Here is a 25,972-nt window from a genome sequence, read left to right on the forward strand (position 1 = left end):
GACTGGTTTATTGAAAGGCAGGTAACACCCCATGTGTGGCATTGTAGGCGCGGTATCGGAAAGGGACGTTCACGGCATTCTGCTGGAGGGCCTGCGACGGCTCGAATACCGGGGGTATGACTCCGCGGGCATGGCGGTGCGCCAGAGTAATGGCGAGATCAACCGGGCCCGCGAGGTGGGCAAGGTCTCGGCACTGGCCGATTACGTCGAGCAGAACCCCTGCAAGGGACCGCTGGGTATCGCCCACACCCGCTGGGCGACCCACGGCGAGCCTTCACAGCTCAATGCCCATCCGCACATGTCCGGTGACCGTCTGGCCATCGTCCACAATGGCATCATCGAGAACTATCAGGAGCTGCGCCAGGCCCTGATCGCCGAAGGCTACGAGTTCACCTCCCAGACCGACACCGAAGTCGTTGCCCACCTGATCGAGAAAGAGTACCGGGTTGCCGGTAATGTCCTGCAGGCGGTGCGTGCCGCCATTGCCCAGCTCCGTGGTGCCTATGCCCTGGCGGTGCTGCACGCGGATGAGCCCGACCATCTGGTGGTGTGCAGGGAAGGCAGCCCGCTGGTGATCGGTGTTGGCATCGGTGAACACTTCATTGCATCGGACCAGCTCGCACTGCTGCCGGTGACGGACCGGTTCATGTTCCTCGAGGAAGGCGACCTGGCGGATATCCGCCGCGACGGCGTGTCGATCTGGGATCGCTCCGGGGCGCCGGTCGAACGGGGGGTTACCCGTTTCGAACACGGTATGGATTCGGCCGACAAGGGCGAATTCCGCCACTACATGCTCAAGGAAATCTACGAGCAACCAAAAGTCATCAAGGCCACCATGGAAGGCCGGGTCACCGATAGCCGGGTGCTGGAACAGGCACTGGGTACCGGCGCCGCCGATCTGCTGGCCAATGTCCGCCACGTCCAGATCATTGCCTGCGGTACCAGTTACCACGCCGGCATGGTGGCACGCTACTGGATCGAAGAGCTGGCCGGCATCGCCTGTTCGGTGGAAGTGGCCTCCGAGTACCGTTACCGCAAACACGTGATCCAGCCAGACACCCTGTTCCTGTGTATTTCCCAGTCTGGTGAGACTGCCGATACCCTGGCGGCCCTGCGCCAGGCCAAGCAGGCCGGCTTCCGTGCCGCCCTGGCGATCTGTAACGTGCCCGGCAGTTCGCTGGTGCGCGAATCCGACCTGGTGATCATGACCCACGCCGGCCCCGAGATCGGGGTGGCCTCCACCAAGGCCTTCACCACCCAGCTGGTGTCCCTGCTGATCTTTACCCTGGCCCTGGCCCGTCACAATGGCCTGAGTGAAGCACGCGAAGCCGACATCGTCGCCGCCCTACGCCAGTTGCCGGGTCAGATCGACGATGCGCTGGCCCTCGATGGCAAGATCGCCGAGTTGAGCAAGGCGTTCATGGACAAGAACCACAGCCTGTTCCTCGGTCGTGGCGCGATGTACCCGGTGGCGATGGAAGGGGCGCTGAAGCTCAAGGAAATCTCCTACATCCACGCCGAAGCCTACCCGGCCGGTGAGCTCAAGCATGGCCCGCTGGCGCTGGTGGACAGCGAAATGCCGGTGGTCACCGTCGCGCCCAATAACGAGCTGCTGGAAAAACTGAAGTCCAACCTGGAAGAAGTGCGGGCCCGTGGTGGCGAGCTGTTCGTGTTCGCCGACGGCGACGCCGAGCTGCAGGAGCAGCCCGGTATCCATGTATTGCAGATTCCGGCCGTCCACGCGATTACTGCGCCGATTGTTTACACCCTGCCATTGCAGTTGCTGTCCTACCACGTCGCCGTGCTCAAGGGCACCGACGTCGACCAGCCGCGCAACCTGGCGAAAAGCGTAACCGTGGAATAAGCCTTCTGGCCGCCCCCGGCCGCATCAGGTGAAACACCCCATCTCATCATCCAGCCAACCTTGATCACGCCCTGAGCGGCGCCGTCAAGGTTGGCTTTTTTGTGTCGGTAGCAGCCACATAGGTCGCTCACACAACTTTTTACATATTTCATATTGTGATTAATATAGATTACATGGTTACATGGACGTAGTATCCGCTGAGCATCCAGCACCCCATTACCCATCCAGCAGCTCTCTTTCTATGTTGAAACATTCCTTTCGCTTCATTGTCATCGCGTTGGTGACGTTAACGGCCTGGCGGCTTGGGTTGGCTGTCTGGCAATTCGACCGGATTGGCGATTCCAGCTCATTCCTCCAGGTCATGCTGGGTGGGTTACGCATCGACCTCAGTATCATCGCAATGATTTCCGCAATCCCGCTCTTGTTGGCACCCTGGCTGGGCCACCGGCCACTCTGTGCGAACTTGACCGCCTGGTGGTACCGGTTCTGGTGGGTACTGCTGCTGTTTATGGAGCTGGCAACCCCGCAGTTCATCGCGGAATACGACGCCCGTCCCCACCGCCTGTTTTTCGAGTACCTGGTCAACCCGAAAGAAGTCAGTGCCATGCTGTTTGAGGGCTATAAGCTTGCCGTGTCTTCGGTTCTGGGGGTATTGCTGGTCGCGGTATGGGGAGTAAAACGTCTGCTGCCAACGCAACCGGACAAGCCGCTGCGGTGGTGGAAACGCCCGGTCTATAGTGTCGCAGCGCTCCTGCTGTGTTTCCTTGCCGCCAGGGGCACCCTGGACCACCGGCCAATCAATCCGGCACTGGTTGCCTTCAGCGACGATAACCTGGTCAACTCACTGGCGCTGAATTCGTTCTATAGCACGGCCTACGCGGCCTACCAGCTCAAGCACGAGAGTAATGCCTCCGAGCAATACGGTGACATGCCCGATCAGGAGGTGATCAGCCTGGTTCGCAACGCGGCTGGCGTGTCGGCGTCCTCGGCCGATCCCGGTCAGCCCAGTTACCACTTCCAGCAGGCAGCCTTCCATCCGGACCGCCCCCTTAACCTGGTGATCATTGTCGAAGAGTCCCTCGGTGCCCAGTATGTGGGAGCGCTGGCTGGCGAAGGCCTCACACCGGAACTCGACAAGCTGGCTACCCAGGGCTGGCTGTTTTCCCAGGCGTATGCCACCGGCACCCGCTCGATCCGGGGCCTGGAAGCGCTGACCACCGGTTTCTTCCCAACGCCGGCGCGGGCGGTGCTGAAACTGCCGCGGGCGCAGCATGGCTTCTTCACCCTGGCCTCCTACCTGGGCAGCCAGGGGTATCACAGCCGCTTTGTCTATGGAGGGGAATCGCACTTCGACAACATGAAAGGATTCTTCCTGGGCAATGGCTTCGATGAGGTTCACGACTTGCCGGATTTCACGGATCCGGCCTTCGTGGGTTCCTGGGGCGCGAGCGATGAAGACATGTTCAACGAACTCCATCGCCTGCTCAGCCAGGATACCAGCCCGACCCTCACCGTCGCCTTCTCGGTCAGCAACCACAGCCCCTGGGAATACCCCGAGGGGCGGATCCAGCCCGTTGGTGAACCGGCGTGCGTAGAAAATGCTATCCGTTACGCCGATTGGGCGCTGGGCCAGTTTTTTGCCAAGGCAAAAGCGTCTTCCTATTGGCAAAACACCCTGTTCCTGGTGGTCGCGGACCACGACTCACGGGTCTATGGGGCATCGGCGGTCCCGGTGGAGCATTTCAGAATTCCCGCACTGATCCTCGGGCCAGGGGTGCAGCCACGGCTGGATGATCGTCTGGTGAGCCAGGTGGACCTGCCGCCAACCCTGTTGTCACTGATGGGCATCAGCGGTAGCCATCCGATGCTGGGTCAGGACCTGAACGTCCGCAGCCCCAACCGGGCGCTGATGCAGTACGGCAATACCTTTGGCTATCGTCAGGGGGATCAGATGCTGGCACTGAGACCAGGAGAACAGCCGGAGCAGTTCCAGGTGACCAGCGCCGGGCTATTACCGCTGGCGGTCCAGCAGCCACTGCTGGATCAGGCCCTGGCGCACGCGCTCTGGCCAAGCCTGGCGTATCGCCATGACTGGTACAGTACAGCGGGTATGACGAATTAACGACAGGATGGACGACATCATGCAAAGAGTCGGGCGGTTTCAGAGACCGGGCAACCGGCTCATTGGTGCCTGCGTCAGGCCTGTAGCCCTGGCGCCTGGTTGCTTCTGGGCGTAAAGCATTCGTCCAACCACTGCTCGGCAGGTATCGGCTTGCTGAAGTAGTAACCCTGGATCACGGTGTTAGGGAAGTGCTGTAAGTACTGTAACTGTGTTGAGGTTTCCACACCCTCGACCACTGTCCTCAGGCCCAGTTCGGCGGCCATGTTGTGAATCATGGATACGATGGAGCGGCCACTGCGATCGCCGTTGATGGTCTGGGTGAACGAGCGATCAATCTTGAGTTCCTGAATGGGCAGTTGCTGGAGGTAACTCAAACTGGAATAACCGGTGCCGAAATCGTCGATTGACACTTCAATGCCCAGCCCCGCGAGCGCATGGAGCTTGCTGACCACCGCTGTGAGCTCCTGGATCATCAGACTTTCGGTCAGCTCCAGAGTGAGATGATGGCCACCAATGCGGTGCTTGCGAAGGCTGCTGATGATGTGGCTGATGAAATCATCCCGGGCAAAGTGGCTGGGGCTGATGTTGATGGCCAGCCGCAGTGAGCCCAGCTGCTTCTGGTGGTTTCTGATGATCATCAAAACCTGGTCCAGAACCCAGCGGTCGAGCTCACTGATGTTGCCTTCGGATTCCGCCAGGGGGATGAACGCGGCGGGTGAGACCATACCAAGTTCGGGGTGCTGCCAGCGCAACAGGGCTTCGGCGCCAACGACCTGGCCGTTGATATCATGCTGGGACTGCAGGTAGACCGTCAGCTCCTGCCGAGGAATGGCGTTGTGCAGGGCCTGGCTGAGACGAAACTGTTCCATGGCCTCGTGGCCCATGCGCTCGTTGAAAAAAACGATATCCCCCATTTTTTCCCGCTTGGCCTTGGCGTGAGCCATTTCAGCATTTCTGAGGACATCCTTGGCGCTTTCCGGAAGGGTGCCTGGAATCAGGGTTACCCCCTGGGTAACGCTCAGGTTCAGTATTTGATCGGCGATGACCATCGGCTCGCACAGTTGCTCCTGTATCCGGGTGGACAGTGCCAGGGCGCGGTTTGCCTTGAGCTGGTCGTCGCAGCGCCGCGGCGCCAACAGGATGGCAAATTTGTCGCCGGCGATTCGGGCGATGGTTTCATTGTTGGACATGCCGTTCGCCAGTCGATTGGACACTTCCGTTAATACCTGGTCCCCGGCTTCCAGGCCCAGAGACTCATTGATGGCTTTGAAACGGTCGATATCGACAATAATGGCGGCTGCCACCGCTTCGCCTTCAGCGCACAGCTGTACGGTGGCTTCCAGCCGTTGCAGAAACAGCATCCGGTTGGGCAGGGAGGTCAGGGAATCGTACCAGGTCAGGAAATCGATGGTGCTCTGGTTTTGCTTGTTGGTGGAAATATCACTGAACACCGAGACGTAGTGCGATATTCGGCCTTCGCTATCAGACACGGCTCGAATGGTCCGCAGCTCGGGGTAGGTTTCGCCGCCCTTGCGCTGGTTGATCAGCTCGCCTTGCCAATACCCGGTTTTCTGGATGCGCTTCCAGATCTCCGTCGATAGCTCGGCCCGCTTCAGGGTGTTGCGAAGCTCGGCCTGGTTTCGGTTGACGACTTCTTCGGCCCTGTAACCGGTTATGCGGGTGAAGGCAGGGTTGACCGCCTTGATGATGCCGGCGGCATCGGTCACGGTGATGCCCTCCATCGACTGGCTGAAGACCGCGTCGAGTAGCATGCCCTGAGGGCTGAAGATAGGCCCGTCGGCGCCGTCCCGTCCGGTCTGTACCTCAGTAGCAATCGAGGCATCCAGCTTCGAGGCGGTATGGGACAGGCGGTCCATCATGCCGTGTACCGACAGGTGGGAGCGGATTCGGGCCATCACCACGGAGCGGTTGAATGGCTTGTGGATATAATCCACGGCGCCGAGACGGAACCCCTTTTCCTCGGACTCGCTGTCGGTGGCGGCCGTCACGAAGATGATCGGGATGTGCCGGAACTGCGGATTTTTTTTCAGGGTCCCGCACACCTCATATCCGTCCATGCCGGGCATCATGACATCCAGCAGGATCAGGTCCGGTATCGAGTCACTCTCAACGAACTGAAGGGCCCGGGCACCGCTGGTGGCAACGGCCAGTTCAAAGTCGAAGCGTAATGTATCGGAAAGAATACGAAGATTGTTGGGCTCGTCATCAACCAACAGGATCAGCGGTTTATCGGGAAATTTGGATCCGTCCATGGGAAACCTCACAAGGTGTACAAGTGTACAACCATCACGGCGGCGGTCATGGCAATGATCGGCAGGTCACGATAGGAGTAGCGTTTGCGAAGCTGGTGACAGGCTTCGAACCCGTCCATGTCTGGCATATGCAGATCCATCAGGATCAGGTCGTAGTCCTGTTGCTGCACCAGTTTCAGGGCTTCTTCGCCATTAGCGGCGGTGTCTGCCGACAGGCTCAGCTTGGCCAGCAGGTACAGTGCCTGGGTGAGCTGCTCTCGTTTGCGTTGCGGGTCTGGCTCATTGATCGCGGCTTGCAGCAACGGTGATCTGGCGACACCTGACAGTTCCAGAAGCGGAACGGAAAGGGCATCCTGCAGGTGAGCCCGGCTCTCGGCCAGCAGGCGAGAGGCGGTATGGTTTGCCTCCAGCTCCGATTGTTGTCGGGACTGCTGGTAAACCTGCCAGGTAATTAAAAGTATCAGTATCAGTACCGGAATACACAGCAGCAGTATTTGTGGCAAGGTCTGCTGATTCACCCCCTTTAACATCGCAAAGCCTCCTTGCGTGAGTCCAGGGTCAATCCATTGTCGGCATGCGGCCAGGTTCGTCCGTAAGCATGGTCGCTATTGGGCGTTTTGCAACAGTTGGTAGGAATGAAAACTATTTAAATGGGGAATGGCTCGGCTTTGGGGGGCGCTGACTGCTTATTGGGGGCACCGCCCGGGCCCTGACTGCGGTCATAACCCAGGCGGTGAGGTGCGACGCCGTTCAGGCGGTCCGCAGGTCTTTTCTCAGAATCTTGCCCACGTTGGACTTGGGCAGCTCATCCAGAATGATCACGTCTTTGGGGACCTTGTACGCGGCCAGGTTGTCGCGGCAGTAGGCCTGTACCGCCTCGGTGGTCAGTTCGCCCTTGCCGGACGGGGCCACGAACAGGCGGATACGCTCGCCGGTCTTTTCATCGGGGGCGCCAACACAGGCCGCCTCGGCGACGGTGTCGAGTTCGCAGGCCACGGCCTCGACCTCGTTGGGGTAGACGTTGAAGCCGGAGACGATGAGCATGTCTTTCTTGCGGTCGACAATCTCAAACATGCCGTTGGCGTGCATCACGGCGATATCGCCGGTACGGAAGTAGCCATCGTCGGTGAAGGCCTCGGCGGTGGCGTCGGGACGGTTCCAGTAGCCCTGCATCACCTGCGGGCCTTTGGCGCAGAGCTCGCCAGGCTGATCAACGCCCAGTGGCTGGTTGTCGTCACCGAGAATCTTGATGTCGGTGGACGGCACCGGGAAGCCGACGGTGCTGGAGAAGCTGTCCTGGCCCAAGGGGTTGAGGGTGAGGATGGGCGCGGTTTCCGACAGCCCGAAGCCCTCCAGAATGTGGGAACCGGTGACGTCTTTCCAGCGCTCCGAGGTGCTGGGGAAGATCTTGGCGCCGCCGCCGAAGGCAACCTTGTAGTTGGAGAAATCCACCTCCTTGAACAGCGGATGCATGGTCATGCCGGCGTACAGGGTGTTGACGCCGCCAATCACCGAGAACTTCGAGTCCTTGATGGCGTTGAGGTAGGCTTCCATATCCCGCGGGTTGGGGATGAGGATGGCCTTGGCGCCAATGGCAGCATAGGCAATGTAAATCATCAGGCCGAAGATGTGGTACATCGGCAGCGACACCACCAGGATTTCCTTGCCCTCTTCGTTGGCGCTGGGCACGAAGGCGCGGAACTGCTCGGAGTTGGCAATCAGGTTGCGGTTGGTCAGGGTGGCGCCTTTGGATGGACCCGTGGTACCGCCGGTGTACTGCAGGAACAGTACGTCGTCGCCGGCTATGGCGACAGCGTCCGGCTGGCTGCCGTCGTGGTTCTTCAGCAGGTCCGCAAGGCTGGCATGGTCACCCAGGGTGTCGGCGATCGGGCCGGCCGGGATCGGTGCGTCGGTACCATCACCCGGAGCCACGGTGACCACCTGACGGATACCGGTTTTACTGCGAACTTCGGCCAGTGCCGGGGTAGAGCCGTTATAGGCGAAAATCACCGAAGCGCCGGAATCGTTGAGTTGGTGCTCCAGTTCCCGCGCCGTATACAGCGGGTTGACGTTCACCTGTACCGCGCCAACCTTGAGGATGGCGGCCATCACGATTGGATAGGCGAACAGGTTGGGCAGCATCACCGCAACGCGATCACCCTTGCGGATACCAAACTCCTGCTGCAGGGCGTTGGCGAGAGCGTCGGACAGACGGTCGAGATCACGGTAGCTCAGGGTGAGACCAAAGCACTCCAGGGCCGTGTGATCCGGAAACTTGCGATAGGCCTGCTGGAACAGTTCAGCCACGGATGAAAACGCATCCGGATTGATGGTGTGAGGAATCGCTTCCGGGTAGTGGGTGAGCCACGGTTTTGTCATTGTTGGAACTCGCTGATGGTTGAGTGTGTCTGCCGGAGACAGGGTTACGGTAGCGTCCGAGTCTAATCAGCGAAAATCCGAAATACTGTCAATGAGATGACAATTGCCAAAGCGCGCGGTGTGGCTCATACAACGGGGCTGCCCGAACCCGTTCAACGGGTAGGCAGCAGCTCGATGGCCCGGGCAAAGTCCATCTTTGCCATGGCCTCATCCAGTGTCCTGAAGCGGTCCGCCGGCAACTGCTGACGTAACGAAGGTGCCAGTTGCTGGTAGAGTTCCACCGCTGCAAACCGGTTCCGCTCAAGGGCTTCACGCAGCTCCGCCAACGTTTCCCGCGCCAGGGGCGGAACCTCTCTGGCAGAACCTTGCGGTTCCTCCTCGTATTGCTGTAATACCGGAGTGATGGCTTGCTGCAGCCTGCGGTAATGTTCCGCAAGTTCAGCCAGTTGCCCGGGCATATGCTCAAGCCGGTTGTCGCACAGATCCATTTCGATGTTCCTGGCAAGCCTGCGGGCGGCATCGGCACCAATCACCCCGGCACTACCGACAAACTTGTGGATCCGCGCCCGCAGGTCGTCACGCGCCTGCTCATTGGAAGGCATGGAAGCGGGTTGCTCAAGATCCCGGTTGTTGTTGATGAAGTGCCGAAGCAGTCGCATGAACATGGCAACGTCATTGCCTGCTTGAGCGCGGGCCTGGTTGACATCAATTCCCTCAAGCGACGGCCAGGTCCTGGCCGGATCCTGACGGTTTGTCTTGGTAACAACCGGTACCGGCTTGCCCCTGCTGGCTTCGACATAGCGGCGGACGGCGTGAACCAGGCGATCCCGCTCGACCGGTTTGGTGAGGTAGTCGTTCATACCGGCACGGAGAGCCTTCTGATGTTCACTGGCCATGGCCGAGGCAGTCAACGCGACCACCGGCAACTGTTTCAGGGCGTCGATGCGACGGATTTCGCGAACCGCCGCAGTGCCATCCATCACTGGCATCTGGATGTCCATCAGCACGAGATCCACATGGTGCCCCGCTGTTTGCAGCCAGGCCAATGCCTCGGCACCATTCTCACAGGTGCTGACGGTAGCCCCCTCGTTGGTCAGCATTTGGGTGACGACATAGAGGTTCATGGGGCTGTCGTCCACCACCAGAACCCGCACTCCGTGCAGCCAGTCCAGCTGATCCTGGTTTATTTCAGAACTGCTGAGCAGGTAGTTGACGTCGTTGAAGTGGTTCTGGAACGCCGCGTTGACCTGGTTGAACAGCTCCGACATGTCGATGGGCTTGGTCAGAATGGCATCTGGAAGGTTTGACAGGGGCGAGCGTTGGAGTCGTTCCACTTCGTGCCCGGTAATCATCAACGAGCCCGGGAGTTGTTCGGGGGCGTGAGTCTGGTGGAGCCGCTGAAGGGCTTTCAGGCCATCGAGCTCGGGCATCATCCAGTCAATAATCAGACAATCTACAGGCTGGCCCGCCTGCTCCAGTTCGTTATAGCGTGCCAGCAGCTCCTTGCCACCCCCGACGCTGTCCACCTGCCAGCCCAGGCTTTGGCACATCGCGACCAGTACTTCCCGGTCGGCGGGGTTGTCGTCGGCCAGCAGGACCCGCAGCCGTTGTCTGCCGAAGCCCGCTTCCTGCATGTCGTGGTCGCTGACAATGCGTAGAGGAAGCTCGACGGTAAAGCGGCTGCCTTTACCCGGTGTGCTTGCCACCGTAACACTGCCCCCCATTTCTTCGCACAGCTGCCTGACAATGACCAGGCCGAGGCCCGTGCCACCGAAGTTCCGGGTGACCGAATTGTCGGCCTGCTGGAATGGCCGGAACAGTCTCGGCAGGACATCTGGCGGAATGCCGATGCCGGTGTCTTCAACCACAAACCTCAGGCGTTGTTGCTGCTGACCGTCGTCGCTGGCTGTAGCCTTTTCGGCCAGCTCGACGGTCAGTGTGACGTGGCCACTGCGGGTAAACTTGATGGCATTACTGATCAGGTTGAGGAACACCTGTTGCAACCGGGTTGAATCACCGATCACATGGCCGCTGGCTTCAGCGGGAAGTCCACTGAATGTCAGTTCGAGGCCTTTCTGCTCGGCGATTGGCCTCATCAGTGACTCAATATCAGCGAGCACCGCCTCGAGCTGTACCGGGGCCATTTCAAGGTTGATCTCGCCGGCTTCGATCTTGCTGTAATCCAGAACATCGTTGATGAGCGCGAGCAGCAGTTTGCCGGCGACTTTGATCCGGCCGATTTCCTGACATACCTCGTCATTGATATCCTTCCGACGTTCGAGCATGTCGGTGAGGCCGATCACACTGTTCAGCGGGGTGCGGATTTCGTGGCTGATATTGGCGATGAAATCTGTTTTTGCCTGGTTGGCCGCCTCCGCGCTGTTTCGGGCCTCCTGCTGAAGACGGGCGACTTCCTGGCGCTCGGAGATATCCCGGAACCAGCCGTAGGCAAAATTCCTGCCGTTGGCGTCCGTGTAATGGTTGACCGATACCTCAACAGGCACAATGTTTCCGTTTGCCAGGCGGTGGGTACTCTCGAGCAGCATGTGGTCGGCACCCTTGATCTGTTCAATCAGGGGATGAACACTCTGCTCATTGCAGTTGGGGGCCCAGTCGGGCAGATGCCAGCCGGTCATGGTTTCCCGGGATGCGCCGAAGTGTGACCGGGTTGCTTCGTTGAAATCGATCAGGCGTATGCCATCGTCCAGGTCCACATGGTAGAAGCAGTCGTTGGATTTCTCGATCATGTTGAGGGCGAGCTGGCGCTGCTCTTCGGCAGATTTGCGCCGGGTAACATCAAGAATGCTGCAGATCACCAGATTGCCGTGTTTCCCGGCGGCTGGGCTGAGACTGATGTTGACCGGAAACTCTGAACCGTCCTTGCGTTGCCCACACAGGTCGCTGCGCATGGACATTTCCCGGTTATCGGGGTGGCGCATGTAGCTTGCCCTGGCACCGACATGGGCATGACGATTCTTCTGGGGTACCAGGATATCGACGGACTGGCCGAGCAGTTCGTCACGCTGGTAGCCAAACATTTGGCAGGTTCGGGCGTTGGCCGTGACAATAAGGCCTGTTTCATCGACACAGATAATGCCTGCCGGGGTCATATCGAAAAGGGCCTTGACCATCTGGCCCGACGAAATCATCTCATCCCTGCGCTGCTTGAAGGCTGTCCAGAGCAGGCTGATGTAGGCAAGTGCCAGCAGGTAGATTCCGCCTATCAGCCAGTTGTACCTGCCATACAGAATGGACGCATGCAACAGCCTGGTGTCAGTAACCAGGCGCACCGCATACCAATGGGTCGGGTCAGGGGTATCGTCGCCATCCGGTGAAGTGACAGAGGGCAGGGAGACTGGCACCGGCAGGGGTTTGATGAGGAACAGGCCGTGCCGGGTGCTGACCGTGGTTTCGTTGTTCTGGATGGCCTGCCAGACCGCCGGATAGTCGAGGCTGAAGCGGTCCTGTTCACGGTTGAACATGAACGCAAACTCCCGCTCAGTACTGGCCGGTGACTTGAGGTAATAGCCCTGGTAATCAAGCAGAAAACTGACGTTATCGCTGACGGCGCCTTGCCCCGTGTCCTGGCGGGGAAACAACTGGTCCAGGGTGTGCCGGGCCCGGTAGTTCGAGACCACGACCGCTTGGAGCGTACCCGTCGGGTCAATCACCGGCATTGCAAAACGGATCACGGGTTTGTGGGGGACCTCGACTTTGCCCTGCTCGACATTGAGGTCCAGCGGAGAAACAAAAACCTCACCGGCCGCGAGAGTCAGGCTTTCCTTAAAATAGTACCGGTCAGACTTGTTTTGCAGCTCGGCCCTGCTCACCTCCCGGCATTGCCCTTCGTCATAGTCGACCCGGATCAGCTCCTGCCCGTCGGGGCCAATAATCCGCAGCTGGTCGTACTGGCCATAGGCTGTGCAGAATGCCTTCAATACCGAGGCGGATTCGGCGCGTGCGCTTTCGTTGCCGTCATTGAGAAAGCGGCGGATCGTTGGCGACTCAGCCAGCAGGCGAATATCGCCGAGACGCTCCTGGAACAGCGAGTTAACCAGCTGCTCGGCCCGAATAAGCGTGCCGCTTTCCTGCTCCTTGATGGCGAGCAGGCGTTCGTCTTCATACTGCAGTATTAAGGGTAGTATCAGGGCAGTGACAACAGCCAGGGTCAGGCTGAACCAGGTCAGCCAGCTGCGCAGGAACTTCGGCGACAGTTCATTCATCATGGCTGGGGCTCGTTTGTCCGGTTTGACATACACGTGGTTAGAGGTGGGGCGGCCACCGTCTGGCTCTCACTGTTCAAGCAGGTAAGCCACCCGGTTCCGGCCGGTATTCTTGGCACGGTACAGGCTGGCATCCGCCTGTTGCAAGAGCTCCTGTCGGCGACCTTCACAGTTGTGGGTGCTGGCAATACCGATACTGATCGTGACGGTGTCGGATACCTGCGACATCTGGTGGGGAATGGCCAGTGCCACCACGGCCGCACGGATTTTCTCGGCCACTACCCTGGCACTGTCACTGTCGGCTTCTGGCAGCAGGCAGGCGAACTCCTCGCCGCCATACCGTGCCACCAGGTCACGGCCCCGCTGCAACTGCTTGCTGATGGTATCGGCCACCGCTTGCAGGCAGTTATCGCCCTTCTGGTGGCCATAGCTATCGTTGTAGTGTTTGAAATAGTCGATATCGATCATCATCACCGAGAGCGGCTTGTGGGCTCGCAGGCAGGCCCGGCATTCCCGCTCAAAGCGGTCGTCAAATTCACGGCGGTTAAACAATCCGGTCAGGCTGTCACGAATTGCCAGGTAATTCAGGGTATCGGCCTGTTTTTTCAAACGCACATGGGTATCGACCCGGGCCCGGAGAACAACCGGTGAGAAGGGTTTGGTGATGAAATCGACGCCGCCCACTTCAAAACTGCGAACCTCGTCGTCCTGGTTGTCCTTTGAAGTCAGGAAGATGACGGGAATGTCCCTGGTGTCCTCATTTTGCCGCAAGCGCCGGCAGGTCTCGAAGCCATTCAGGCCGGGCATTATGATGTCCAGGAGAATCAGGCTCGGGTGCAATTCTTTCGCCAGCTTCAGGCCGGCCTCGCCCGAGGTGGCGACATGAACGTCGTAGGTAGTCTCCAGGGTTGCGCCGATCGACAAGAGCAGCTCCGGGCTGTCATCGATTACCAGGATAGTACCGCTCACCAAACTTTCTGCCTCATTTCTAACCTCACTCGTAATACCCATACCGGAAGGTGCTCAGGGTTCAATTTATCGAAATTTTGCACTGTATTGCCAACTTTTTACAAAGTCGTGGTGGTTGCTGGCCCGGAAAGCCCGTTGACCAATATCAATGCAGTATCCCGGCCATGCGCTACCCTGAGCGCGGAAGTTCCACTACGAAAGTGGAAGTTGTTAGTTCTTTTGGCGTGACTTGACGTGAGATGGCGACAAAATGCACAGCGAATCTGCTACCATGCCCGCGCCTTCGGGCTCCCTACGATCTCATTGTTCAAGTGACCTAGCCATGCCATCGACTGTCATGGGCGGCTTCGCCCACAACTTCATGGGCAACGCGCCCGTCTGGTACAAGCAGATTATTATCCTGTTCCTGATTGCCAACCCGCTGGTGGTCTGGACCTTCGGCCCCGGCGTTGCCGGCTGGCTGCTGGTGGCGGAATTCATCTTCACCCTCGCCATGGCCCTGAAATGTTACCCGCTGCTGCCGGGCGGTCTGCTGGCGGTGGAAGCGCTGCTGATCGGCATGACCTCGCCGGACGCGGTGTACCACGAGGTGCTCAACAATTTTCCGGTGATCCTGCTGCTGATGTTCATGGTGGCGGGCATCTACTTCATGAAAGACCTGCTGCTGGTCACCTTTACCCAGATTCTGGTAGGAGTTAAGTCCAAGAGCGCACTGTCGCTGCTGTTCAGTGTGGCTGCGGCGCTGCTATCCGCCTTCCTCGATGCGCTGACGGTCACCGCGGTGATCATCAGTGTGGCGGTGGGTTTCTACTCGGTCTACCACAAGGTGGCGTCCGGCAAGGGTTACCATCACGCGGATCACAACGCCCAGAGTGATGATCACGTGATTGAGCTGCACCGGGAAGATCTGGAAGACTTTCGCGCCTTCCTGCGCAGCCTGCTGATGCACGGTGCCATCGGCACCGCCCTCGGCGGCGTGGCCACCATGGTGGGTGAGCCCCAGAACCTGCTGGTCGCCAAGGTCGTCGGCTGGGATTTTGCCAGCTTCTTCCAGGCCATGGCGCCGGTCAGCCTGCCGGTGCTGGCGGCCGGGCTGGCCACCTGCTGGCTGCTGGAGAAACTGCGCTGGTTTGGCTATGGCACCCGCCTGCCCAAACCGGTCCGTCAGGTGCTGGAAGAGTTCGCCGACAATGAACGGGCCAAACGCACCAAGGCCGATCAGGCCGCACTGTGGATCCAGGCGCTGGCAGCGGTGATCCTGGTGGTCGGGCTGGCGTTCCACCTGGCTGAAGTGGGGCTGATCGGCCTGCTGGTGATCATCCTCATCACCTCCTTTGCCGGGGTGACCGATGAGCACCAGATCGGCAAGGCCTTCCAGGAATCACTACCGTTTACCTCGCTGCTGGTGGTGTTCTTTGCCATCGTGGCCATTATTCACGAGCAGCACCTGTTCAAACCGATCATCGAGGCGGTGCTGAGCCTGCCCCAGGAGTCGCAGCCGGGCTGGTTCTTCATCGCCAACGGGGTGTTGTCGATGATCAGCGACAACGTCTTCGTGGCCACGGTGTACATCAGTGAAGTGAAGGCGGCGCTGGATGCCGGCGAAATCAGCGCAGACCACTTCCGCACCCTGGCGGTGGCCATCAACACCGGCACCAACCTGCCCAGTGTGGCCACCCCCAATGGCCAGGCCGCCTTCCTGTTCCTGCTGACCTCCGCCGTCGCGCCGCTGGTGCGGTTGTCCTACGGCCGCATGGTCATCATGGCGCTGCCTTATACCGTGGTAATGGGATCGGTTGGCCTGTTTAGTGTGCTCCAGTTGAGTTAAAATCCCGCCCTCTGAATGCCCGCCACTGGTTAAACTATGACCACTGGTGGGCATTGTTCGTTGTGTCCCCCAGAAATTCCCGGAACTGGTTATGCTGAAAACCCTTAAAAACGAGTGGTTCTCCAATATTCGTGGTGACCTGCTCTCAGGCATTGTGGTGGCCCTGGCGCTGATTCCCGAAGCCATTGCCTTCTCCACCATTGCCGGTGTCGACCCCAAGGTGGGCCTGTACGCCTCGTTTTGTATCGCGGTGATCATCGCGTTTGTCGGCGGTCGTCCGGGCATGATCTCCGCCGCCACCGCTGCCATGGCCCTGCTGATGGTGACGCTGGTGAAAGATCACGGCCTGCAGTATCTGCTGGCGGCAACCGTGCTTACCGGGGTGTTGCAGATCATCGCCGGGTACCTGCGACTGGGGGAGTTGATGCGCTTTGTGTCACGCTCGGTGGTGACCGGTTTCGTCAACGCCCTCGCGATCCTGATTTTCATGGCCCAGTTGCCGGAGCTGACTGACGTCACCTGGCATGTCTACGCCATGACCGCTGCCGGCCTGGGCATCATCTACCTGTTCCCGCTGTTGCCGGGGGTGGGCAAGGTGCTGCCGTCGCCGCTGGTGTGCATCATCGTGCTGACCGTGTTTGCCTATCTGACCAACCTGGACATCCGTACCGTGGGTGATCTGGGTGAGCTGCCGACCACCCTGCCGGTGTTCCTGTGGCCAGACGTACCGATGACCCTGGACACCCTGTGGATCATCCTGCCTTACTCCGCCTCCATGGCGGTGGTGGGCCTGCTGGAATCGCTGATGACCGCCACCATCGTGGACGATCTCACCGACACCACCAGCAATCGTAACCGTGAGTGTCGTGGCCAGGGCATTGCCAACATCGGCGCCGGGCTGATCGGTGGCATGGCCGGCTGTGCGATGATCGGCCAGTCCATCATCAACGTGAAATCCGGTGGCCGGGTGCGGCTGTCCACCCTGACCGCCGGGGTGGTACTGCTGATCATGGTGCTGGTGCTGGATGAGGTGTTGGTGCAGATTCCCATGGCGGCGCTGGTGGCGGTGATGATCATGGTGTCCATCGGTACCTTCAGCTGGGAGTCGTTCGTCAACCTGCGCAAGCACCCGCTGTCCACCAACATCGTGATGATCGTCACCGTGGTGGTCGTGGTGGCCACCCACAACCTGGCCTTCGGGGTCTTCGCCGGGGTGTTGCTGGCGGCGATGTTCTTCGCCAACAAGGTGGGCCACTTCATGCTGATCAACTCCGAGCTGGATGAAGGGACCCGCACCCGGACCTATCGGGTGGTGGGGCAGGTGTTTTTCAGCTCCTCAGAAAAATTCACTGCGTCTTTTGACTTCAAGGAAGCGCTGGATCGTGTTGTCATAGACCTGAGCCGGGCTCACTTCTGGGACATCACGGCGGTGGGTGCGCTGGATAAGGCGGTGCTCAAATTCCGCCGCGAGGGCGCCGACGTTGAGGTTATCGGCCTGAACGAAGCCAGTGCCACCATCGTTGACCGTTTCGGGGTACACGACAAGCCCGAAGGCGTGGACCAGCTGATGGGGCACTGACAAGCGGCCGGTAATCGATAACAATAAACGGACAAGCCAGGTAACGAGGTTTCCATGAGACAAGTGGTTGGATGCATTGACGGATCACGGGCTGCCACCGCCGTGTGCGACTACGCAGCGTGGGCCTGCCAGCGGCTGGAGACACCGCTGACACTGTTCCACGTGCTGGATCAGGAGCGTTATCCGGCAGAGACCGACCTCGCTGGCAGCATCGGTCTGGGCAGCCGCGAACACCTGTTGCAGGAACTGGCGGAGCTGGACCAGCGCCGCAGCCGGGTGGCCATGGAGCAGGGCCGTCACATGCTCGAAGCCGCCGAACAGCGGGTGCGGGAGCAGGGCGTGAGCGATGTCCACCTGCGCCAGCGCCACGGCGATCTCACGGATTCCCTGCTGGCGATTGAGGACAGCACCCGCCTGCTGGTGATGGGGCTGCACGGCGAAAGCAGCAGCGACCGCGACATTCACATCGGCAGCCAGCTCGAAACCGTTATTCGCAGTGTGCACCGGCCGGTGATGCTGGTGCCGGATGAATTCACCGAACCGCGCAGCGCACTGTTCGCTTTTGACGGCAGCCCGACCACCCTCAAGGCGCTGGAGATGCTGGCCCAGAGCCCCATCCTGAAAGGCCTTCCGGTACATGTAGTGATGATTGGCGCCGACACCGGCGATCGTCATGAACAGCTCAAGGAGGCCGAACGGGCGCTGGCGGCGCTGGATTCGGACATCCATCTGGAGATCTGCGCCGGCGATGTCGAAACGGCCCTGCACCGATATCAGCAGGAGCAGGGCATCGACCTGCTGATCATGGGGGCCTATGGCCATTCCCGCATCCGCCAGTTCCTGGTGGGCAGCACCACCACCCACATGCTCAAGACGTCGGCGACGCCACTGATCATCCTGCGCTGACAGCGGGTAGACGCGGTGTGCCTTTGTGCGCCAAACATGACCTGGTTGGATGCTTTGCAGACCTGATCTGTTACTCTTTCCTCATTGCACCATAACAATGATAAACGGGGTAATGCGTGATCTTCAGGATGAACGAAGCCCGGGAAAAAGGACGTTGGCAGCACAGGCCCGGCCGTCAGAGCCCATGGGCGCGAGACGAGAACTCGGGTGGCAGGCTCTGGACGCAGCTTCTTGTGCTGTGCACCCTTCTGGCGATTCTCAGCCCGGGCCAGGCTGCGCCGGGGAGCGGCTTGTCGATGGTGGCATCGCCCCGCCCGGAGCTGACCGTGGCCTACGTCGAATTCCCTCCGCTGGAGTACATGGACGATGCGGGCCAGCCCGCGGGTGAGTTTGTTGATCTGACCCGCAAAGTGGCCGAGGAAGCCGGCCTCGACCTGAAGTTTATCTACCTGCCGATCAGCCGAACCTACTTCTATCTGCGCAGTGGTGTGGTGGACATGTGGATGGGACTGACGGGAATTCCCGCCCTCGAAGGCTATGTGCTGGAAAGCGAGGTCAGCCCGCTTGCTGCCACGCTGTCGGTCTGGTCGATGCCTGACACGTCCCCGGTCACCCGCTACGAGAGCTTTCAGGACCGCATCCTGATCCTGATCTCCGGGTACACCTACGGCGGCCTGCTATACCAGCTTGAAGCACTCGACAATGTCAGCCTGACCTTCGCCCCCAACCATCTCGCCGCACTCAGGATGCTGGAGCGCAACCGGGGCCATTACCTGCTGGATTACCAGTTCCCGGTACGTGAAACCCTCAGACAGGAAGCCTTTGACGAGGTTCGGGAACAACCGGTCCGCACCCGTTATACCTCCTGGCTGTTTACCCGCCAGAACCCCAACAGCAGCGCCCTGCGAGATGCCTTTGACCAGGCTTACCGGCGGCTGGTGGCGAGGGGCGACGTGGCCGCCGAACAGGACCGCAGCCAGCATTATGTGCTGCCGGGACTGCCGCTGGATCACTGAACCGCGGCAGGGGACAGCAGTTCGATATCACCGTACCAGGCGGTGGCGGCTTCGCCGGTGTTGTCGGCATCCGACATGATGCCGATCCCGACAATCGCGGGGGGAGCCTGGCCAAAGGCGCGCCGGTAATCGGCGACAATATCCCGTTCCACCGTCATCCACAGGCCCGCCATGTCGGCGCCGCTGTTGACCGCGACCATCACCGTTTCCTCGGCGTAGGGGTTGGCCACAAATTCACCCTCTGGCAGCTGGTTGGCCCAGATATAGTTGAGCGCATTGCCCGGCAGTTCCTCGCCAAACAGCGCTTTCACCGTGCCCCGCTTGAGGCGCTCGAAGAAACCGGCTTGCTCCTCCTCAAATTCAAAGGCGACGTAGATTCGCGCCGGGTAGTCATCGCCGGCTTTCTCGCGGGCGTTCCCACCCTCATACACATTCGACACTTTCCAGCGCCAGCGCAGTAACAGCTGTTCCCCCGGGGTGACTGACAGACGGGCAATCAGCCCGGAAGCACTGTTGTCTGCCTGTGCCATGACCACCTGGGTATCGTCTTCAGTGACCAGACGGTACTCACTGTGGCGGTCGATCTTGGGAAACTCCAGGGGTTCCCAGCCGTCATTCAGGCTGGTCAGCGCGGAAAATGGCTTGGGCGCCAGGCTGTCAGCAACGCCAGTGAGCGCAAAAGCTGCCAGTGCTGCCGTCAGCGCACAGGAATACCGGAAACGTTTTGATGTCATACACCCTCCTTGATGGGGATAGAGACCGCCGGTCGTTAAAAAAGTGCCTTGTTGATGCTCTCTTCGGTGTATATAGTGTCGAAAACCTTGGTTATATACCAGATGTAGTGATCGCAGGGTGATCAATGTGGCGAACAATTCGCCACAATCACCGCCGGTTGCTGCGGTATCGGGAATCCGGTGAGACTCCGGAACTGACGCGCAGCGGTATTGGGGAACGAGCGAGGCACGGTGCCAGGCACCAGACACTGACCGGACACGGTTGGGAAGTCGCCAAGCGAGGTGGTTCTGAAAACGAACCGAACCCCTGAGTCCGAAGACCTGCCAAGGCTATTTAACTGCACCTTCGCGTTACAGGTGAGCAGGACAGGATTCAGCAGGGGGTTGCGCCTTGGGGGACAGATCTGGCATCTGTCCCCAGCACGGTGGCTGCCCCCGCCACCGTTTCTGCTTCTCGCCTGTTTACGCGATGGTCTTGATCACTTACGCGTATTCAGGAGACACCACATGTCCACCGCTGCTCTGGCCGAACCTCAATCTCCGGCTTCATCCCTGCAGGTCATCAAACGCAACGGCACCCTGGTCAGTTTTGACCCGGCCAAGATCACCGTCGCCGTTACCAAGGCTTTTCTTGCTGTCGAAGGGGATCAGGTTTCCGGCTCCGCCCGCATTCACGACAGCGTGGCACGGGTAACAGAGCAAGTGGTGCAGGCCATCAGCCGGCGCCTCAAGGCGGGGGGCAAGGTGCATATCGAAGACATCCAGGATCAGGTGGAACTGGCGTTGATGCGGGCCGAAGAACAGAAGGTCGCGCGGGCCTACGTACTGTACCGGGAAGCCCACGCTCAGGAGCGGGCCAGCCGCGCCGCGCCGGTGGAAGCCCACCCCAGCTTGACGGTGAAACAGCGTAACGGTCAGGTGGCCCCGCTGGATCTGGGGCTGATGAAGTTCCAGGTGGAACAGGCCTGCGGAGGTGTGGACGGTGTTGACGCCGCCGCGGTGGTGAACGAAGCCCTGAAAGGGCTCTACGACGGCATCCCTGAGGCTGATGTTCTGTCTGCGCTGGTGATGACCGCCCGTGGCCGCATCGAGCAGGAGCCGGGTTACAGCCAGGTCACCGCCCGCTTGCTGCTGGAGCAGTTACGGATGGAGGCCGCCGGGGCACTGGCACTGCCGCTGCAGGCATCCCTGCCCAGCGTTTATCCCCAGGCCCTGACCGCGTTCGTTCACGCCGGTATTCGCTACGAACTGCTGGATGAGGCGCTGGCGGCCTTTGATCTTGAACGCCTGGGCGCTGCCCTGAAACCGGAGCGTGACGGCCAGTTTGGCTTCCTCGGCCTGCAGACCCTGTACGACCGTTACTTCCTGCACTGGCAGGGTGCGCGCCTCGAACTGCCCCAGGTTTTCTTCATGCGCGTCGCCATGGGCCTGGCCCTGCGGGAAGACGACCCCAACGCCCGTGCCATCGAGTTCTACAACCTGCTGTCGTCGTTCGACTACATGGCATCGACGCCGACCCTGTTCAACAGCGGCACCCGCCACTCCCAGCTGTCGTCCTGCTACCTCACCACCGTGGGCGACGACCTGGAAGAGATCTACGGCGCGATCCGCGACAACGCCCTGCTGTCGAAATGGGCGGGGGGCCTGGGTAACGACTGGACCCCGGTGCGGGCACTGGGTTCCCACATCAAGGGCACCAACGGCAACAGTCAGGGCGTGGTGCCGTTCCTCAAGGTCGTTAACGACACCGCGGTCGCCGTCAACCAGGGGGGCAAGCGTAAGGGCGCGGTGTGCGCCTACCTGGAAAGCTGGCACCTGGACATTGAGGAATTCCTCGAACTGCGCAAGAACACCGGCGATGAGCGCCGCCGCACCCACGACATGAACACCGCGAACTGGGTGCCTGACCTGCTGATCGAGCGCATGCGCCGGGACCAGGACTGGACCCTGTTTTCCCCCAGCGACGTACCCGACCTGCACGACCTGTACGGCAACGACTTCCGCACCCGCTACGAGGAATACGAGGCCAGGGCCGCCCGTGGCGAGCTGCCGCTGCACAAGACCGTCCCTGCCAAGCAGCTGTGGCGCAAGATGCTGACCGTGCTGTTCGAGACCGGCCATCCCTGGATTACCTTCAAGGACCCCTGCAATCTGCGCTCGCCCCAGCAGCACGTGGGTGTGGTGCATTCCTCCAACCTCTGCACAGAGATCACCCTCAACACCAGCGCTGAGGAAATCGCCGTCTGTAACCTGGGTTCGGTGAACCTGGCTGCCCACATCAACGGCGGTGAACTCGATGTACAGCGGCTGGAGCGCACCGTGAACACGGCGGTGCGCATGCTCGATAACGTCATCGACATCAACTTCTACGCCGTTCCCCAGGCCCGCGAATCCAACCTGCGCCATCGCCCGGTCGGCATGGGCCTGATGGGTTTCCAGGATGCCCTGTACCAGCTCAAACTGGCCTACTCCAGCCCGGAAGCGGTGGAATTTGCCGACCTCGCCATGGAGCAGATCAGCTACTTCGCCATTCGCGCCTCCGCCGAGCTGGCGGCTGAGCGCGGTGCCTACCCGACGTACGAAGGCTCGCTGTGGGATCAGGGCATCCTGCCCATCGACTCCATCCAGCTCCTGGCGGACGCCCGCCAGGACGGTGACCTCAGCGTCAACACCGAGGCCAGGCTGGACTGGACCCCGGTGCGGGAGCTGGTGGCGAAGCACGGCATGCGTAACTCCAACGTCATGGCCATCGCCCCCACGGCCACCATCTCCAACATTGTCGGCGTGTCTCAGTCGATTGAGCCGGCGTACCAGAACCTGTTTGTGAAATCGAACCTCTCCGGTGAGTTCACGGTGGTTAACCCGTCGCTGGTGGCGGAACTGAAAGCCGAAGGGCTGTGGGACAACGTCATGGTCAACGACCTCAAATACTTCGACGGTTCCGTGCAGCAGATCGAACGGATTCCCGCCGAGATCAAGGCCCGCTACGCCACCGCCTTTGAGATGGATGCCCGCTGGCTGGTAGAGGCTGGGGCCCGTCGCCAGAAGTGGCTCGATCAGGCCCAGAGCCTCAACCTGTACATGGCCGAACCCTCCGGCAAGAAGCTGGATGCCCTCTACCAGCTGGCCTGGGAGCGCGGCCTGAAAACCACCTACTACCTGCGCTCCCTGGGCGCTACCGGTGCCGAAAAGAGTGCCCCGGTACAGGCCGCCCCGGCGCCGCAGGTGTGCTCCATCGACAATCCGGACTGTGAGGCGTGCCAGTAAGGCCCGGCCTGATTGGGGACAGAATGCAAGTCTGTCCCCTTACGCAAGATTCCGGGGACAGGTTGAAACCTGTCCCCAACTCCGTATTCACCAGGGGACAGATGTGACATCTGTCCCCGCCACGAGCCGAGGACACCACCATGCTCGATTGGGACGACGACGCCACCCCCAAACAACCCCAAACCAGCAATCCGGAAGGCCCGCGACCGGTCAACGTTGACGACAAGCGCGTGATCAACGGGGAAACCGACATCAACCAGCTGGCACCGTTCAAGTACCCCTGGGCCTGGGAGTACTTCATGAACGCCAACAAGAACCACTGGACCCCCCTGGACATCAACATGGCCCAGGACGTCCACGACTATCACCACCGGCTGACCCCGTCGGAGAAGCACGTTTACGAGAACGTGCTGGCCTACCTCACCACCTCCGATATCCTCGCCATGCGTAACATCGGCCTGGCGGTGATGGAGAAAATGAGTGCGCCGGAACTGCAGATCTACCAGGCCCGCCAGGTGTACGAGGAAGCCCTGCACACCTGGACCTACCAGCACTGCATCGAGACCCTCAACCTTGACCAGAGCGAAATCTACAACCGCTACCGCGTGGTGCCCCAGATCAACCAGAAAATCCAGGTGGCCAATCGCCGCCTCGACGCCGCCATGCGGTCCGACATGAACCTGCGCAACCCAGACGACCTGCAGGAGTTCATCATGTCCTACCTGTTCTTCGCGGCGGTGTTTGAAGGCTGCTGGTTCTACAACGGTTTCAGCCCCATCTTCGCCCTGCAGCGGCGGGGCCTGATGCGGGGCACCGGTGAGCAGTTGCAGTACATCCTGCGGGACGAAGCGATGCACTTCTCGTTTGGGCTGAAGGTGGTGAACCAGATCCTGGAAGAGGAAAACATCACGCTCGACCCGAACGCCGTGCGCGAGATGTGGGACGAATCCGAAGCCGCCGAGCAGGCCTACGCCGACTATATCCTGCGTGATCCGATCCTCGGTTACTCCGCCGAGTACCACAGCGAGCAGTTCCGCTTCGTCGCCAACCGCCGCGCCCGCACCGTCGGCCTGGAAGAACCGTTCCCCGGCGCCAGGAACGTCTCACCCTGGCTGGACGAGCAGGCCACCATGCGCAAGGAGAAGAACTTCTTCGAGACCCGGGTGATCGAGTACCAGACCGGGGCGTCGCTGGAGTGGTAAGCGCTTACTGACCGTCAACTCAAGGGGCTGCGCACTCCGGCGAAACCCTGGCCCAACACATGGGTGTAGATCTGGGTGGTGCGCAGATCGGCGTGGCCAAGTAACTCCTGTACCGGTTGACGGGAAAAACCGCTCGAAACTGATCCCGTAAGCGCGGTTGCTGTACCTGATGGCCGTCCATGTTGGCTCTCCAAGATTGGCTGTATTTATATACAGTAGTATTGGGTGCGTAAAATGTGGAAGTCAAGCGATTACATAGTGGTCCGCCGAATATTGGGCTAAGCTGTTGTTTAATCGGAAACTTAAGCCTGTGCCGGGATGTGTGAAATGCGGAGTTATCTAGAATCGGCTTTTTCGCAATATCGCGGAACGCGGTCTAATTGCTGTTAGGTCATTTAAATGAGAAAAATTTCTTTACCCGCCACTAATACCGTTTCTATATCTATTCCGTTGGATGGTAGTACAGAGGCCGATGAAAATGGAGAGGTTCATTTGGGGGCAATAGGCTCCGATGAAATCTCTATGCTTGATAGTGCAAGAGAGAACGGAATGCATATCATCTGGTCTACGGTTTGCCTAGAAAAAAAGCTCGAAGATACGATTACGGACTTCTTTTTTGGAAAAACGAACTATCCGACAAGTCGCCGAAATGTGTTTGTAAATGAAGTATTGCAATCCTCATCTTTTCAGTTTTCGTTTAAAAAGAGCCTTATTAGCACGATCATCAAAGAAACCGGGGTATTAAAAGGTAAAGAGTCGAGCAAGCTTCAGGGTTTCCTCAAAAAAATCATGACTTGGCGAAATGCTTTCGCCCATGGAACTCTGAAATTCGATACAAAAGGTGGCGTTTTACTCAGCTATTTCTCGGGTGGCCACCAGAAAATAGTCTTGAATGAAGAATTTTGGGATGAAGTTGAAAACGTGTTCAAAAAATGCACCGATTATGTGGATAAAATTGATTCTACGCTTTGAGACTTAACCAGGCGCGCAAGGCGGACGGCTTTCAGCCGCCGCTTCGCTTAGCGTTAGAGCTATTTATGACCATTGAGCTAAGTTTAAATACTGAAAATCAGGACCATCGGCGTTTACTTTCCTCGTTGGTAGAGAGTTCTGAGGAATCAATTCTCTGTTCTGGCTGGTTGAAGGTTGAGGGTGTGAGGCATCTGGAGCCTTCTATACGAAAGGCCGTTAACAAGAATTTCTCAGTATCAATTATTTCCAATGCTGCTCACACACATAAACGTGCCGCAAATCTGATCAAAAAGTGGCCATGCGTCCGGCACTTTATGACGAAGAAAGATGCCAGAACATTACACTCAAAAGTCTACTATTTCCGTACCGGAAAGAGGTTCATTGCTATCGTCGGATCAGCGAACATCACGGAGGGCGGCCTGGTGTCTAGTGACGAAGCTAGCCTTAAGATATCAGGCACGGTCGAACATGATTTTCATGAAGAGATTAAGAGTTACCTCGATGATTTGGTGAGCCAACTACAATAAGGCTCTAACCAATCACGCAAGGCGGACGCGCGGGGCGCGCCGCTTCGTTTTGGTGTTACAGCGGGAAATCCGAGTCGTGGCACCTGATACCCATCCGTGTCAAAATTGGGC

At 59.4% G+C, this 25,972-nt stretch carries 16 protein-coding genes and 1 riboswitch; of the genes, 10 read left to right on the forward strand and 6 right to left on the reverse strand.

Annotated features, from left to right (window positions below):
• The first annotated feature begins 31 nt into the window (after positions 1 to 31).
• Positions 32 to 1,864, forward strand: a complete 1,833-nt coding sequence (glmS, locus tag BLV11_RS07775) for a glutamine--fructose-6-phosphate transaminase (isomerizing) (RefSeq protein ID WP_091812403.1) — start codon at positions 32 to 34, stop codon at positions 1,862 to 1,864.
• Positions 1,865 to 2,105: 241 nt separating this feature from the next.
• The gene (locus BLV11_RS07780; RefSeq protein WP_091812404.1) at positions 2,106 to 3,986 is read left to right on the forward strand and encodes an LTA synthase family protein; all 1,881 of its coding nucleotides are present in this window, start codon (positions 2,106 to 2,108) and stop codon (positions 3,984 to 3,986) included.
• A gap of 74 nt (positions 3,987 to 4,060) precedes the next feature.
• On the opposite strand, the gene BLV11_RS07785 is transcribed toward BLV11_RS07780, so the two are convergent.
• The 5 genes from BLV11_RS07785 to BLV11_RS07805 form a co-directional block, all read right to left on the reverse strand.
• Positions 4,061 to 6,259, reverse strand: a complete 2,199-nt coding sequence (locus BLV11_RS07785; protein ID WP_091812405.1) for a two-component system response regulator — start codon at positions 6,257 to 6,259, stop codon at positions 4,061 to 4,063.
• Positions 6,260 to 6,267: 8 nt separating this feature from the next.
• The gene (locus BLV11_RS07790) at positions 6,268 to 6,789 is read right to left on the reverse strand and encodes a response regulator (protein WP_091812406.1); all 522 of its coding nucleotides are present in this window, start codon (positions 6,787 to 6,789) and stop codon (positions 6,268 to 6,270) included.
• Between the two features lie 220 nt (positions 6,790 to 7,009).
• Positions 7,010 to 8,638, reverse strand: coding sequence for an AMP-binding protein (locus BLV11_RS07795; protein ID WP_091812407.1), 1,629 nt, complete (start codon positions 8,636 to 8,638; stop codon positions 7,010 to 7,012).
• 152 nt (positions 8,639 to 8,790) lie between these two features.
• Positions 8,791 to 12,864 (reverse strand): response regulator, encoded by a 4,074-nt coding sequence (locus BLV11_RS07800; protein ID WP_091812408.1) that lies wholly within the window; start codon positions 12,862 to 12,864, stop codon positions 8,791 to 8,793.
• Positions 12,865 to 12,930: 66 nt separating this feature from the next.
• Complete coding sequence (locus tag BLV11_RS07805) at positions 12,931 to 13,830, reverse strand: diguanylate cyclase (protein WP_217634550.1); 900 nt, start codon at positions 13,828 to 13,830, stop codon at positions 12,931 to 12,933.
• A 322-nt stretch (positions 13,831 to 14,152) separates the two neighbouring features.
• Between BLV11_RS07805 and nhaB the strand changes: the two genes are divergently transcribed.
• The 4 genes from nhaB (at position 14,153) to BLV11_RS07825 (ending at position 19,159) form a co-directional block, all read left to right on the forward strand.
• Positions 14,153 to 15,658 (forward strand): sodium/proton antiporter NhaB, encoded by a 1,506-nt coding sequence (nhaB, locus tag BLV11_RS07810; RefSeq protein ID WP_091812410.1) that lies wholly within the window; start codon positions 14,153 to 14,155, stop codon positions 15,656 to 15,658.
• Between the two features lie 91 nt (positions 15,659 to 15,749).
• Positions 15,750 to 17,237, forward strand: coding sequence for a SulP family inorganic anion transporter (locus BLV11_RS07815; RefSeq protein ID WP_091812411.1), 1,488 nt, complete (start codon positions 15,750 to 15,752; stop codon positions 17,235 to 17,237).
• Positions 17,238 to 17,291: 54 nt separating this feature from the next.
• Positions 17,292 to 18,143 (forward strand): universal stress protein, encoded by an 852-nt coding sequence (locus BLV11_RS07820; RefSeq protein ID WP_091812412.1) that lies wholly within the window; start codon positions 17,292 to 17,294, stop codon positions 18,141 to 18,143.
• Between the two features lie 233 nt (positions 18,144 to 18,376).
• A complete protein-coding gene (locus tag BLV11_RS07825) occupies positions 18,377 to 19,159 on the forward strand; it encodes a substrate-binding periplasmic protein (RefSeq protein WP_175528307.1) in 783 nt (260 codons plus the stop codon).
• On the opposite strand, the gene BLV11_RS07830 is transcribed toward BLV11_RS07825, so the two are convergent.
• Positions 19,153 to 19,893, reverse strand: coding sequence for a DUF3047 domain-containing protein (locus BLV11_RS07830; RefSeq protein WP_091812414.1), 741 nt, complete (start codon positions 19,891 to 19,893; stop codon positions 19,153 to 19,155). The genes BLV11_RS07825 and BLV11_RS07830 overlap by 7 nt on opposite strands.
• Positions 19,894 to 20,021: 128 nt before the next feature.
• Positions 20,022 to 20,236: riboswitch (cobalamin riboswitch) on the forward strand.
• A 164-nt stretch (positions 20,237 to 20,400) separates the two neighbouring features.
• Between BLV11_RS07830 and BLV11_RS07835 the strand changes: the two genes are divergently transcribed.
• The 4 genes from BLV11_RS07835 (at position 20,401) to BLV11_RS07855 (ending at position 25,861) form a co-directional block, all read left to right on the forward strand.
• Entirely contained in the window at positions 20,401 to 23,160 is a 2,760-nt protein-coding gene (locus BLV11_RS07835; protein ID WP_091812415.1) for a ribonucleoside-diphosphate reductase subunit alpha, read from the forward strand.
• A gap of 140 nt (positions 23,161 to 23,300) precedes the next feature.
• Entirely contained in the window at positions 23,301 to 24,362 is a 1,062-nt protein-coding gene (locus tag BLV11_RS07840) for a ribonucleotide-diphosphate reductase subunit beta (protein ID WP_091812416.1), read from the forward strand.
• A gap of 399 nt (positions 24,363 to 24,761) precedes the next feature.
• On the forward strand, positions 24,762 to 25,334 hold the full coding sequence (locus BLV11_RS07850) for a hypothetical protein (protein ID WP_091812417.1): 573 nt from the start codon (positions 24,762 to 24,764) through the stop codon (positions 25,332 to 25,334).
• Positions 25,331 to 25,861 (forward strand): phospholipase D-like domain-containing protein, encoded by a 531-nt coding sequence (locus BLV11_RS07855; protein ID WP_217634551.1) that lies wholly within the window; start codon positions 25,331 to 25,333, stop codon positions 25,859 to 25,861. Before BLV11_RS07850 ends, BLV11_RS07855 begins: the two co-directional genes overlap by 4 nt.
• Positions 25,862 to 25,972: the final 111 nt, after the last annotated feature.

Origin of the sequence: Marinobacter mobilis (assembly GCF_900106945.1) — a bacterium.
In the GTDB taxonomy this organism is placed as follows: Bacteria; Pseudomonadota; Gammaproteobacteria; order Pseudomonadales; family Oleiphilaceae; genus Marinobacter; species Marinobacter mobilis.

What these genes read in the sequence shown, in the direction of transcription:
- glmS (WP_091812403.1), top strand. Translation starts at nt 32, where the DNA reads ATGTGTGGCATTGTAGGCGCGGTATCGGAAAGGGACGTTCACGGCATT.
- BLV11_RS07780 (WP_091812404.1), top strand. Translation starts at nt 2,106, where the DNA reads ATGTTGAAACATTCCTTTCGCTTCATTGTCATCGCGTTGGTGACGTTA.
- BLV11_RS07785 (WP_091812405.1), bottom strand. Translation starts at nt 6,259, where the DNA reads ATGGACGGATCCAAATTTCCCGATAAACCGCTGATCCTGTTGGTTGAT.
- BLV11_RS07790 (WP_091812406.1), bottom strand. Translation starts at nt 6,789, where the DNA reads ATGTTAAAGGGGGTGAATCAGCAGACCTTGCCACAAATACTGCTGCTG.
- BLV11_RS07795 (WP_091812407.1), bottom strand. Translation starts at nt 8,638, where the DNA reads ATGACAAAACCGTGGCTCACCCACTACCCGGAAGCGATTCCTCACACC.
- BLV11_RS07800 (WP_091812408.1), bottom strand. Translation starts at nt 12,864, where the DNA reads ATGATGAATGAACTGTCGCCGAAGTTCCTGCGCAGCTGGCTGACCTGG.
- nhaB (WP_091812410.1), top strand. Translation starts at nt 14,153, where the DNA reads ATGCCATCGACTGTCATGGGCGGCTTCGCCCACAACTTCATGGGCAAC.
- BLV11_RS07815 (WP_091812411.1), top strand. Translation starts at nt 15,750, where the DNA reads ATGCTGAAAACCCTTAAAAACGAGTGGTTCTCCAATATTCGTGGTGAC.
- BLV11_RS07820 (WP_091812412.1), top strand. Translation starts at nt 17,292, where the DNA reads ATGAGACAAGTGGTTGGATGCATTGACGGATCACGGGCTGCCACCGCC.
- BLV11_RS07830 (WP_091812414.1), bottom strand. Translation starts at nt 19,893, where the DNA reads ATGACATCAAAACGTTTCCGGTATTCCTGTGCGCTGACGGCAGCACTG.
- BLV11_RS07835 (WP_091812415.1), top strand. Translation starts at nt 20,401, where the DNA reads ATGTCCACCGCTGCTCTGGCCGAACCTCAATCTCCGGCTTCATCCCTG.
- BLV11_RS07840 (WP_091812416.1), top strand. Translation starts at nt 23,301, where the DNA reads ATGCTCGATTGGGACGACGACGCCACCCCCAAACAACCCCAAACCAGC.
- BLV11_RS07850 (WP_091812417.1), top strand. Translation starts at nt 24,762, where the DNA reads ATGAGAAAAATTTCTTTACCCGCCACTAATACCGTTTCTATATCTATT.